This window comes from Marinobacterium sp. xm-d-564, assembly GCF_013283345.1.
In the GTDB taxonomy this organism is placed as follows: domain Bacteria; phylum Pseudomonadota; class Gammaproteobacteria; order Pseudomonadales; family Balneatricaceae; genus Marinobacterium_E.
Map to the genome: position 1 here is coordinate 191,337 of NZ_WBYO01000003.1, position 12,658 is coordinate 203,994.

Annotated in this window: 10 protein-coding genes and 1 pseudogene; 10 read left to right on the forward strand and 1 reads right to left on the reverse strand. The window is 48.0% G+C overall.

Features of this window, described 5'->3' with window-relative positions:
• Window positions 1-66 precede the first annotated feature (66 nt).
• Window positions 67-756 (forward strand): alpha/beta fold hydrolase, encoded by a 690-nt coding sequence (locus tag XMD564_RS04975; protein WP_173507973.1) that lies wholly within the window; start codon window positions 67-69, stop codon window positions 754-756.
• Window positions 752-1,528 (forward strand): annotated as a pseudogene (locus XMD564_RS04980) (enoyl-CoA hydratase); the annotation flags it as partial. The gene XMD564_RS04975 and the pseudogene XMD564_RS04980, both read left to right, overlap by 5 nt.
• Window positions 1,529-1,583: 55 nt before the next feature.
• On the opposite strand, the gene XMD564_RS04985 reads toward XMD564_RS04980, so the two are convergent.
• Window positions 1,584-2,594 carry an AraC family transcriptional regulator gene (locus XMD564_RS04985; protein WP_173507941.1) on the reverse strand — a complete coding sequence of 337 codons (1,011 nt, stop codon included), beginning with the start codon at window positions 2,592-2,594 and terminating at the stop codon, window positions 1,584-1,586.
• 165 nt (window positions 2,595-2,759) lie between these two features.
• Here XMD564_RS04985 and XMD564_RS04990 point away from each other — a divergent pair, with 165 nt between their 5' ends.
• The 8 genes from XMD564_RS04990 to XMD564_RS05025 all read left to right on the forward strand — a co-directional run bounded on the left by XMD564_RS04990 (window position 2,760) and on the right by XMD564_RS05025 (window position 12,651).
• Window positions 2,760-3,599 (forward strand): 3-hydroxyacyl-CoA dehydrogenase family protein, encoded by an 840-nt coding sequence (locus XMD564_RS04990; protein ID WP_217362098.1) that lies wholly within the window; start codon window positions 2,760-2,762, stop codon window positions 3,597-3,599.
• Between the two features lie 107 nt (window positions 3,600-3,706).
• A complete protein-coding gene (locus XMD564_RS04995) occupies window positions 3,707-5,335 on the forward strand; it encodes an acyl-CoA synthetase (protein ID WP_217362097.1) in 1,629 nt (542 codons plus the stop codon).
• A 48-nt stretch (window positions 5,336-5,383) separates the two neighbouring features.
• On the forward strand, window positions 5,384-6,133 hold the full coding sequence (locus XMD564_RS05000) for an electron transfer flavoprotein subunit beta/FixA family protein (RefSeq protein WP_173507942.1): 750 nt from the start codon (window positions 5,384-5,386) through the stop codon (window positions 6,131-6,133).
• A 13-nt stretch (window positions 6,134-6,146) separates the two neighbouring features.
• Window positions 6,147-7,073 carry an electron transfer flavoprotein subunit alpha/FixB family protein gene (locus tag XMD564_RS05005; protein WP_173507974.1) on the forward strand — a complete coding sequence of 309 codons (927 nt, stop codon included), beginning with the start codon at window positions 6,147-6,149 and terminating at the stop codon, window positions 7,071-7,073.
• A gap of 59 nt (window positions 7,074-7,132) precedes the next feature.
• Entirely contained in the window at window positions 7,133-8,902 is a 1,770-nt protein-coding gene (locus tag XMD564_RS05010; protein ID WP_173507943.1) for an acyl-CoA dehydrogenase, read from the forward strand.
• A gap of 38 nt (window positions 8,903-8,940) precedes the next feature.
• Window positions 8,941-10,569 (forward strand): electron transfer flavoprotein-ubiquinone oxidoreductase, encoded by a 1,629-nt coding sequence (locus tag XMD564_RS05015; protein ID WP_173495334.1) that lies wholly within the window; start codon window positions 8,941-8,943, stop codon window positions 10,567-10,569.
• A gap of 250 nt (window positions 10,570-10,819) precedes the next feature.
• Complete coding sequence (locus XMD564_RS05020) at window positions 10,820-11,251, forward strand: rubrerythrin family protein (protein WP_173481720.1); 432 nt, start codon at window positions 10,820-10,822, stop codon at window positions 11,249-11,251.
• Between the two features lie 59 nt (window positions 11,252-11,310).
• Entirely contained in the window at window positions 11,311-12,651 is a 1,341-nt protein-coding gene (locus tag XMD564_RS05025; protein ID WP_173494626.1) for a heterodisulfide reductase-related iron-sulfur binding cluster, read from the forward strand.
• Window positions 12,652-12,658: the final 7 nt, after the last annotated feature.

Sequence of the window (12,658 nt, forward strand, 5' to 3'; positions counted from 1 at the left end):
CAGGGGCAGGTTAACATAAAGATCTGGGGGGCAGAGCTGTATCCCGAACCTGCGCCTCTGGTACTTATGCATGATTCCCTTGGTTCAGTAAACTTGTGGCGTGAGTTTCCAGAGCAGCTTCTCGAACGACTCCAGCGACCTATTATCGCATATGACCGTCTCGGATTTGGATGCTCCGACTCCAGATCCTCCTTGCCTAGCCTCGACTTTGTAGCTGAAGAAGCGCAGCACTATTTTCCACAAATTAAAGCTGCTTTAGGGCTTAAAGAGTATCTAGTTTTGGGTCACTCTGTGGGTGGTGCGATGGCTGTGGAAATTGGCGCTTCGGATCCTGATTGTTTGACTGTCATCACGATTGCAGCGCAGGCTTTTGTGGAGAAGCAGACGCTTAAATCTATTGGTGAAGCAAAGGTGCTCTTTACGCAGGATGGTCAGCTTGAAAAGCTTGAGCGTTGGCATGGCGCGAATGCCCGTTGGGTACTTAATGCATGGACCGATGTTTGGCTAAATCCGGACTTCGCTGAATGGCATCTAACCGGTGCGCTTAATGCGCTAAAATCTCCAGTGCTAGCCATTCATGGTGAGTTGGATGAGTATGGCTCACAGGCATTTCCACAATATATTCACGATCAGAGTGCAGGCCCCTCTGAGCAGGTGATAATTCCTGATTGTGCTCACGTTCCGCATAGAACACATGCAGAGAAGGTGCTTGAGAGTATCGAACAGTTTTTGAAAACTAATCTAGTCACAGACTAAAAATAAGAGGAATGATGTGATGACAGTATTAATGCGTGAAGACAAAAATGGTGTGGTTAAGCTAACCCTTAATCGCCCTGATCACTTCAATACTCTATCTGAAGCATTGCTTGAAGCATTGCAGCGCGAACTCGATGATATTGCACAGGATGACAGGGTTCGATGTGTAGTGATAGCAGGTAGCGGTCGAGGTTTTTGTGCAGGACATGACTTGAAAGAGATGCGCGCTCATCCTCAGCAGAGTTATTACCAGGACCTCTTCGGGCGTTGTGGTAAAGTAATGCAAAGCATTGTGGCGCTTCCTGTGCCAGTAATAGCGAAGGTTCATGGAATTGCGACTGCCGCAGGATGCCAGTTGGCAGCTAGCAGTGATTTGGTAATTGCGGCAAGTTCTGCACGCTTCGCAGTATCGGGTATCAAGCTAGGACTCTTCTGTTCGACTCCTGCGGTTGCGTTGTCTCGATCTATAGCACCAAAGCGTGCCTTCGATATGCTTGTGACCGGTGATTTTATTAATGCTGATACAGCATATGACTGGGGTCTAGTCAGTCAGGTCGTAGAAGAGGAAGAGCTTGATCAAGCTGTGGCCGACAAAGTTGCTAAAATTACCGAAAAGAGCCCCGATGCAATCCGTTTTGGCAAAGCAATGTTCTATCCGCAGCGTCAGATGGCTCTATCAGATGCCTACGCATTTGCTGGCGATGTTATGGCTGAGAATATGATGTGCCAATCTGCTGTTGATGGCATTGACGGTTTTTTACACAAAACATAAATAGACATAAACCCTTTTCATATTTAATAGCCTTGTACAAGAGATGTTTTCGGATTTACTTTGTACCAGCCCTAAAGGCTCTTGGGGTTTGGCCCGTCCACTTCTTAAAAGAGCGCGTAAATGCGGCAGTTTCAGAAAAACCAAGCTGTTGCGATATCCGTTGAATTGAAAGAGAGGATTGGTTTAGCAGATGCAGAGCACTGTCTCGTCTGAGCTCGTCTTTAATATCTTGAAATCCAGTACCCTCATCATCAAGTTTTCTTCGTAGCGTTCTAACAGTCATATTGAGTTGATGGGCGACACTTTCCATATCTATCTCGACAAACTCCATGTGACCCATGATATCTCTTACGCGACGGGTGAATACCGGCAGATACTCTTGTCGAGTGAACCATTGCAGCGGTGCGCTGCGGAGATGATCACGAAGGGTCTCCAGATTTTGAACGATCGGTGCTTTTAACGCCTCTACCTCAAAGATGAGTCGGTTAGCGGATGATTCATATGAGACTGGGCAGGGGAAGATAAGCCGATACTCGTCTGCATGTGGCGGTTTAGGGCCTGTCATTTGCGCTTCAAATAGGTGAATCCTGCGGCCAATCAGCCAGCTCGGAAAGCGGTGCCAGAGTAGAAGTAGGAAGTCTCTAAGAAGGTAGTCTGGATCCAACTCAGGTTTGGAAAGTGACATCTCGAGCGTCGCTTTGGAGTTGTCGACACTAAGTGTAAGTGAGAGTGATTCATTCACTAAACGGTAGAAGCGACATAAGTGCTTATAAACCTCTAACAGGTTTTCTGCGCGCACCGCCTCCCTCGCGAAGAGACTAAACGTCCCATACCGAGCAGGACGTTCGGCACAGGCCATGAACTCATCGTCCCCTCGCTCCCATGAGAGTCGAGCTAATGAACCGAACTGCGCGGGCGTTAAGCGAAACTTTTGGTTGCCGAGGAGTCGTCCGTCCAGATTTGAGTCTTTAAGTAGTGAGCCAATATCGACTCCCATCCGTGCTGCGGATTTAAGTGTTCCCAGCGCAAAATGAGAGGAGATGCTATTGTTATCAAAATGCTGCATAGCGCTGACCGAAAATCTATCTATTGGCTTCTACTTAGGTATTAGTGTCACAATATAGCGCAATTTCACGTCCGAAAATATCAATAAATAGTCTCGCCTTATCATTTAGTCCTTGCCACTTATGCCCGATAATTTAAACCATGCAAAAAGTTAAAGGTTAGAGTGATGATTCAGCAGGTTGGTGTTGTCGGCGCAGGACAGATGGGGCAAGGAATTGCTCAGGTTTTGGCGTGTGCGGGTATCCAGGTTGTATTGGTTGATATCTCCGCGGATCAGTTAGAGTTAGCTCTCAGTCGCACCGAAATGAGTGTTGCTAAGCTTAAAGAGCGCAATAAGCTTCCAGTAGAGTGTAATCCACTACCTTTCATTGCTACATCTGTTTCAATGGATGCTTTAGCTAACTGCGACCTGGTGGTTGAGGCTGCTACTGAAGATGAGATGACCAAGCGTAAGATTTTCCAAGCGCTCAATGGAGTTTGTAAATCTTCAGCTATTCTGGCGAGTAATACCTCCTCAATTTCAATCGGTCGATTGGCAGCTTTAGTAGATAATCCAGAGCGTATGTTGGGTGTGCACTTTATGAATCCGGTGCCTTTGATGGCGTTGATTGAAGTGATAGTGACTAAGCACACCTCAGAAAATACTCGATCGACAGTGCTCGAACTCGCTGAGAAATTAGGTAAAACAGCGGTTGTTGTTAAAGACCGCCCTGCATTTGTGCTCAACCGAATTTTACTTCCGACCATTAATGAAGCGATTCGTGTTGTCGAAGAGGGTACTGCAACACCAGAACAGGTCGATCAAATCATGACACTTGGGGCAGGCTTCCCAATTGGGCCGCTAGCTCTCGCTGATATGATTGGTTTGGACACCTGTCTAAGTATTTTGGATTTGATGTTTGTTGAGCTTAAAGATGCTCGATATCTACCTGCGCCTCTTTTGCGAGAAAAAGTGGTTGAGGGAGAGCTAGGTAAGAAAAGCGGAAAAGGTTTTTATACCTACTAAATTTAGGGAATTAACGCTGTTTAAGCTGCTCAAAGCGGTTTAAGCTGTGACGATAAACAGAATAAACGAGTGATAAAACTCGCATAAAATAAATGAGGGATAATCAGATGCACAACTCACCCTTTGAGACCAACCTTGATCAATGCTCTGCAAACTATGCAGCATTAACACCTATCAGCTTCCTTGAGCGTTCTGCGTTCATCTACCCTGATCGAACTGCAACAGTGAATGGCGCTGTTCGTCGTACTTGGTTAGAGACTCTCACACGTTGTAAGCAGTTAGCGAGCGCCCTCAATAAAGCGGGTGTTAAAAAGGGTGAGGCCGTATCAATCATTGCATCTAACCTTCCAGAGCATTTTGAATCGCACTTCGGTGTGCCGATGGCTGGAGCTGTTCTTAACTCGATTAACACGCGTCTGGATGCGGCAGCTGTTGCGTTTATCCTTCAGCACGCTGAAGCAAAAGTATTCCTAGTCGATAAAGAGTTTGGTGAATTGGCTACGGCTGCACTAGGCATGCTAGACAACAAACCGCTTGTGATTGGTATTGATGATGCTAGCTATGATGGCGGTGTGATGATCGGTGAGATGGACTACGAAGCGTTTATCGCTGGTGGTGATCCGGAATACGATTTCCCGCGCGTTACTGATGAGTGGAATGCGATCTCATTAAACTACACTTCAGGTACTACAGGTGATCCGAAAGGGGTTGTTTACCACCACCGTGGTGCTTACCTGAATGCTGCAAGCAATGCGTTATCTTGGGGTATGGAAATTCACGCATCGTACCTTTGGACTCTACCAATGTTCCACTGTAACGGCTGGTGTTTCCCTTGGACCATTGCCGCACAAGCGGGCGTCAGTGTGAGCTTGCGTCATGTCCGTGCCGATAAGATTTTTGAACTGATCAAAGAAGAAGAGGTTGGCTACTTCTGTGGTGCGCCAATCGTTCTTAATATGCTGAACTCATCTCCTGCTGAGATGAAAGCGGGCATCAACCACAAAGTTAAAGTAATGACCGCGGGTGCTGCTCCTCCAGCTCCAGTTATCGCTGGTATGGAAGCAATTGGTTTTGAGGTAACTCATGTCTACGGTCTAACTGAGACCTATGGTCCATGTGCTGTTTGTGCATGGAAAGATGAGTGGAATGAAAAATCACCTGCAGAAAAATCTGTGCTTAAAGCTCGCCAAGGTGTGCGTTCGCCAATGATGGAAGGCATGGTGGTTATGGATCCAGAGACCATGGAACTTGTGCCTAAAGATGGTGAGACCATGGGTGAGATCTTCATGCGAGGTAACCTTGTCATGAAGGGCTATCTGAAGAACCCATCAACTACTGAGAAGTCATTCAAAGGCGGCTGGTTCGCATCGGGTGATTTGGCGGTATGGCATGCAGATGGCTACGTGCAGATTAAAGACCGTTCGAAAGATGTCATCATCTCGGGTGGTGAGAACATCTCTAGTATCGAAGTTGAAGGTGTTCTTTATTCTCACCCTCACATTCAAGAGGCTGCAGTTGTAGCGAAGAATGATGAGAAGTGGGGCGAAACACCGTGTGCATTCGTCACTCTAAAAGAGGGTGCGCCAGAGGTAAGTGAAGCGGATGTGATCGAGTTCTGTCGTGAGCACCTAGCACGTTTCAAAGTACCTAAGAATGTTGTTTTCGGTCCGCTACCAAAAACGTCGACCGGTAAGATTCAGAAGTTCGTACTGCGCGATCAAGCAAACGCGCTGTAATAGAGTTTATGTAGAGTGGCCTTAGTGGCCATGTTTTGAGGAGTTAACATGAAAGCATTAGTCGCAGTAAAACGCGTTATTGACTACAACGTTAAGGTTCGCGTTAAAGCGGATAACAGCGATGTAGATTTGGCAAATACTAAAATGTCGATCAACCCATTCTGTGAGATTGCAGTTGAAGAGGCTGTGCGTCTTAAAGAAGCGGGCGTTGTTTCTGAGATCGTTGTTGTATCGATCGGCGACAAGTCTTGCCAAGAGCAGATGCGTTACGCAATGGCGCTAGGTGCTGACCGTGGTATCCAGGTTGAAGCGGAAGGCAAGCTTAACTCGCTAGACGTTGCGCGTATCCTTGCAAAAGTGAACGAGTCTGAGAACGCTGAGATTCTTCTTCTAGGTAAACAGGCGATCGACTCTGACAACAACCAGACTGGTCAGATGCTTGCAGCACTTCTAGATGTGCCTCAGGCAACCTTCGCATCTGAAGTGAAAATCGCTGACGGTAAAGCACAGGTAACACGTGAAGTGGATGGTGGTCTTGTCACTGTTGAGATGGATCTTCCAGCAGTTATCACTACTGACCTTCGTTTGAACGAACCACGTTTCGCAGCACTGCCAAAAATCATGCAGGCTAAACGTAAGCCACTGGATGTTAAGACTCTAGCTGACCTTGGCGTTGAGCTAACAAACAGCGTAGAGCTTATCTCTGTTGAGACTCCAGCAGAGCGTAGCGGCGGTATCAAAGTTGATTCAGTAGATGCACTGATCGACAAGCTACGTAACGAAGCACAGGTTATTTAAGGGAGAGTTGATGATGAAAACGTTGATTATTGCTGAACACGACAGTCAGTCACTTAAAGGTGCAACTCTTTCTGCAGTGACTGCTGCAACTAAACTAGGCGCGCCAGTTGATGTGCTAGTGGTAGGTTCTTCTGTAGCTGCGGCTGCAGCGCAGGCAGCTTCAGTTGCGGGTGTTGATCGTGTCCTAACAGTTGAAGATTCTGCTCTTGAACACTCACTTGCTGAGTTTGTTGCACCAATCGCTAAGCAGCTTGCAGGTGATTACACGCACGTTATTTTAGGTGCGAGCACTTTCGGTAAAGATTTGGCACCACGCGTTGCGGCGCTTTGCGGTGTTAACCAGCTATCTGAAGTGATTGAAGTGATCGATGCAGAAACCTTCAAGCGTCCTATCTACGCAGGTAATGCGATCGCTACTGTTAAGAGCAGTGATGCACTAAAAGTGATGACGGTTCGTGGCACCGCTTTTGCTGCGGCTGAAACAGGCGGTTCAGCTGCTGTTGAAGCGGCATCAGTGACTGTCCCAGCTGCGAAAGTACGTTTCGTAGGTGCAGAGGTGAGCGAATCAGATCGTCCAGAACTTGAATCTGCAGATATCGTTGTTTCAGGTGGTCGTGGTGTAGGTTCTAAAGAGGACTTCGCTAAGGTATTCGAACTTGCAGATAAGCTTGGTGCTGCAGTGGGCGCATCACGTGCTGCGGTCGACAGCGGCTTTGTGCCAAACGATATGCAGGTTGGCCAGACAGGTAAGATGGTAGCGCCTAAGCTATACATTGCTGTAGGTATCTCAGGCGCTATCCAGCACCTTGCAGGTATGAAAGAGTCAGGCACTATCGTTGCTATTAACAAAGATGAAGAGGCACCAATCTTCAACATCGCAGACTACGGTCTAGTGGGCGATCTTCACGATATCCTTCCAGAGCTTGTCTCTAAGGTATAACCAGCACACCTTGGGGCAGTTAGCCTGCCCCGTTTTATTCATTCCGGAGACTAACAATAATGAGTATCTATAACGCACCGGCTCAAGACACCGCTTTTGTATTGGATCAATTGGTTGAATTCGATCAACTTTGCCAGGCGATGGGCCTGGATGAAGTTAATCTTGAACTGGCCAATGTCGTCGTTGAAGAGGCGGGTAAGCTCGCATCTGAAGTACTGGCTCCGCTCAATGCAGTGGGTGACCAAAATGGCGCACGCCTTGAGGGTGACAAGGTTATTGAGACTCCGGGATTCTCTGATGCTTATCAACAATATATGGAAAACGGTTGGGCAACTCTGACAGCTCCTGAAGCGTTTGGCGGCCAGGGCTTGCCAAATGTTGTAGGTACGGCAGTCAATGAGTTGTGGCACTCGGCCAATATGGCGTTTGCACTCTGCCCGATGTTGACTCAGGGTTCGATTGAAGCACTGATCGCTCACGGCAGTGATGAGCTAAAAGATCAGTACCTATCGCGCTTAGTCAGCGGTGAGTGGACCGGCACCATGAATCTGACTGAACCTAACGCGGGTTCAGATTTAGCAGCCGTTTCAACCAAAGCGGTACCGAATGGCGATCACTACCTGATCTCAGGCCAGAAGATCTACATCACTTGGGGCGATCATCAGATGACCCCGAACATTGTGCATTTAGTCTTGGCGCGACTTCCAGATGCACCGGCCGGTGTAAAAGGGATTTCGCTGTTTATCGTGCCTAAGTTCTTGCTGGATGAGAACGGAGAGCCTGCAGAGCTAAACGATGCAAAATGCATCTCTCTAGAGCACAAATTGGGCATTCATGGTTCGCCAACCTGTACGATGAGTTTTGGCGATAATGGCGGTGCAGTAGGCTACCTGGTCGGTGAAGAGAACAAAGGCTTGGCTTACATGTTCACCATGATGAACCATGCACGTCAGTCGGTGGGTCTCCAGGGCTTGTCGATCTCTGAGCGTGCTTATCAGCAAGCGGTTGCCTACGCGAAAGAGCGCACTCAGGGCAGTCGTAAAGATGGTTCGAAAATACCTATTATTGAACATCCCGATGTGCGCCGAATGTTGATGGCGATGCGCTCGGGCTGTGAATCGATGCGTGCATTGGCCCTAGTTGCTGCTGCTGAGATTGATCGTTCGCACATCGAGGGTGATCAATCGGCGGCTAAAGCGCGTGTTGAACTGTTAACGCCGATCGTGAAGGGCTGGATGACAGAGATGGCCAATGAACTGACCTCTCTGAATATTCAGGTTCATGGTGGCATGGGCTTTATCGAAGAGGCTGGCGCGGCTCAGCACTACCGTGACGCCCGTATCTTAGCCATTTATGAAGGTACTAACGGCATTCAGGCACTGGATCTGATTGGTCGTAAAACCTTGAGCGATAACGGTGCAGCGTTAGCGGATCTGCTTGATGAAATGGCGGCTATTGAAGCCGATCTTCGAGCGTGCGGACTTGATAAGATGGCCAATCGTTTTGTGGCATCCGTGGCCCGCGCACGAGAGATTCGAGAGTTTATTCTTGATCGTGCTGCTGCCGATCGCAGCTTAATGGGTGCGGTCGCATTCGATTTCTTAATGCAGATGGGCTACCTCACCGGCGCCTACCTAATGGCAAAAGAGGCCATTCGAGCTAAAGCCTTAAGCGGAGCAGGTTCTGCTTACTCGGATGAGTTTTTGGCCGCTAAAGTTGCCACCGTGCGCTTTTATGCAGAGCACTACTTGCCACGAGCAGAAGCTCATGCACAAACGATTATGACGGGCCTTGATGCCGCATTTGTGCTGAGTGACGAACAGTTTTAATTTACATTTCAGTGATTGAGTCGTTTTAGGAGAGATCAATGGATTATGAAGTAATGGACTTTGATGTCCTAATTGTAGGTGCAGGCCCTGCGGGACTTGCAGCTGCTTGTAAGATCAAACAACTCAATGCTGATCTGATGGTCTGTGTTGTTGAGAAAGCGGCTGAGGTGGGTGGTCATATCCTGTCAGGCGCGGTGGTCGATCCTAAAGCGTTAACTGAACTCTTCCCAGATTGGAAAGAGCAGGGCGCACCCCTGGTCACTGAAGCGAAAACAGACGAAATCGTCCTTCTGAAAAACGAGATAAAATCGATTACAGTGCCTAACTTTGTGGCACCTAAAACGATGCACAACCACGGCTGTTACATCGCCTCTGTTGGCAATCTGTCACGTTGGTTGTCAGAACAGGCTGAAGCCTTGGGTGTTGAGGTGTTTCCTGGCTTCCCTGCGGCTGAAGTTCTTTATAACGAAGACGGCAGTGTCAAAGGTGTTCTCACCGGTGCGATGGGCATTGGCGAAAACGGTGAAGAGAAAGATAGCTACGTGCCGAGCATGGCGCTGCAGGCTAAGTTCACACTCTTTGCCGAAGGCTGTCGCGGTCATTTAGGTAAAGAGCTGATCAGTCAGTTCAACTTGGATGAGGGCAAAGATCCTCAGCACTACGGTCTTGGTATTAAAGAGCTATGGGATATCGATCCTGCGCAACATAAAGAGGGCTTGGTGATTCATGGCTCTGGTTGGCCATTGAGTGACGGTACAAGTGGTGGCTTCTTCCTTTACCATGCTGAGAATAATCAGGTCGTTGTGGGCCTAATCGTCGATTTGAACTACTCAAACCCTTGGGTCAGTCCTTTTGATGAATTCCAACGTATGAAGCACCACCCGAAAATCGCGCAGTACTTAGAGGGCGGTACTCGTGTCTCTTACGGTGCACGTGCCATTGCTAAGGGTGGTTACAACTGTCTTCCAGAGATGACCTTCCCTGGTGGTCTATTGATCGGTTGTGATGCCGGTACCTTGAACTTCTCGCGCATCAAAGGTGTTCACACGGCAATGAAGTCGGGCATGTTGGCGGCCGAAGCGGTAGTCTCTGCTATTGCTGAAGAGTCAAACACGGCAACCACATTTAATGATCTCTACAAAAACTCTTGGTTGTACCAAGAGTTGTACAGCTCACGTAACTTTGGCCCAGCTCTACATAAGTTTGGTCCAATTCTTGGTGGCGCTTTCAATACGCTGGATCAGAACATCTTTGGTGGTCGTATCCCAGTGACACTGCACGATACTCACGTCGACCATGAGATGCTGCGTCCAGCAAGCGAGTGTACGAAGATCGATTACCCTAAACCAGACGGAAAGCTATCATTCGATAAGCTTTCGTCAGTGTTTATTTCGAACACCGTGCATGAGGAGGATCAGCCTTGTCACCTACAGCTGAAGGATAGCAGTGTTCCTATCACCGTTAACTTTGCTCTGTATGCCGAGCCAGCACAGCGTTACTGCCCAGCCGGTGTATATGAAGTGCTTGAAGATGAAGCCGAACCACGCCTTCAGATTAACGCAGCCAACTGCCTGCACTGTAAGACCTGTGACATCAAAGACCCCACGCAGAATATTCGTTGGGTGGCACCAGAGGGTGGCGGTGGCCCTAACTACCCGAACATGTAAATCAGGCATTGGTTTAGCGGCCTGGTGAATTACTAATTAAAGAGAGCTTTTTAGCTCTCTTTTTCGTTTCTTAAAGAGACCGCTTTATGTTGCCAGCTTTAGGGTTGAAAGGTGAATAGGAAAGATCTATCAGCACCATAGAAAATTAAAATTAAGCCAATTTTGAGATCCTGGCGTATTTTTAAGTGAGACAAGAAATTTTCTTGTCCAAGCTCTGTTTAGTTAGCTAACAAAAATAGGAGAGAACATCATGGATCTCAAAGGTACTAAAACAGAAGAGAATCTAAAGGCAGCATTCGCTGGCGAATCAAAAGCAAACCGTCGTTACCTATATTTTGCCAACATGGCAGACATCGAGGGTGCTCCAGAAGTAGCCAACGTATTCCGTAATACGGCTGAAGGTGAAACTGGTCACGCGCACGGCCACATGGAATACCTAATCGATGGTGGTTCAGGTGACCCTGAAACTGGTCTAGCTGCAGGTAATGTGGCGGAAGCACTGGAATCTGCGATTGCAGGTGAAACTCACGAGTACACTGACATGTACCCAGGCATGGCGAAAGCAGCTCGTGAAGAGGGCTTTGACGAGATTGCTGATTGGTTCGAGACGCTTGCAAAAGCAGAACGCAGTCACGCTAATAAGTTCCAGAAAACTCTGGAAGCTTACAAAGCGGAAGCGTAATCAGCCTACGATAGGTCGGGCAAGCTGTTCGACCTATCGATCTTTGCCTGGAGAGTGTTATGAGTACAAAAAAAGAGGGCAACCTAGAAGCCCCAACACGCCATCCTCTGGATTGGAAAAATCCAACTTTTTACGACAAAGATGACCTTCACCAAGAGATGGAGCGCGTCTTTGATATCTGTCACGGTTGCCGTCGTTGCCTGAGTTTATGTGACGCCTTCCCAACGCTGTTTGATCTGATTGATGAAAGCGAAACTATGGAAGTCGATGGTGTTGCTAAAGAGGACTACAAGAAGGTTGTTGATCAGTGCTACCTCTGTGACATGTGTTACATGGCGAAGTGCCCCTACGTACCTCCACACCCGTTTGATTTAGATTTTCCGCATCTTATGCTGCGCGCTAAAGCGGTCGAGACCAAAGAGAAGGGTCTCCCCATGCGCGACAAGATTTTATCCAGCACTGACACCACCGGTAAGCTAGCCGGTATCCCCATTGTCAGTGAGACGATTAATACGGTTAACCATTGGAAGCCGACGCGCAAAGCACTCTCTGCAACATTAGGCGTTGACGAAGAGGCATGGTTACCGCCATTTGCAAGTAAGAAGTTACGCAGCAAAGCCAAGCCGAATGAGACTTTTGACGTTGTAGCGGGTGAACGCACACCCGGCAAAGTGGCACTGTTTGCGACCTGCTACATCAATTACAACGAGCCGGGTATTGGTGAAGATTTTATTGCAGTACTAGAGCACAACGACATACCTTGGACCTTTGCTCAGAAAGAGGTCTGCTGTGGCATGCCGAAGCTAGAGCAGGGCGATCTTGAAGGGGTGGACTCACTAAAACGTATCAACATCCCGCAACTGGCTAAGTTAGCCAAAGAGGGTTATGCGCTGACGTCGGCTGTGCCAAGTTGTACCTTGATGTTTAAACAAGAGCTGCCACTAATGTACCCGGATGACGAAGAGGTTAAGTTGGTCCAGGAAGCATTTTGGGATCCGTTTGAATACCTGATCGCACGTCAAAAAGATGGTCTATTGAAAGCGGAGTTTGAACAAGGACTAGGTAAAGTCTCTTACCATGTTCCCTGTCACGGTCGCGTGCAAAACGTCGGTAAGAAAACCGAAGAGATGTTGAAGCAGATTCCTGATACCGAACTAAAAACAGTAGAGCGATGCAGTGGTCACGCTGGCACCTACGGTGTTAAGAAAGAGTTTCATGAAAAAGCGATGAAGATAGGTAAGCCGGTATTCCGTCAGATGGCTGATTTTGATCCGGATTATATTTCGAGTGACTGCCCATTGGGAGGAGCTCACATCGCACAAGGTATCGATAAAAATCACGATAAGCAGCCAGAAAAGTCACACCCAATATCACTATTGCGCAAGGCTTATGGCATTTAAGGAGTAG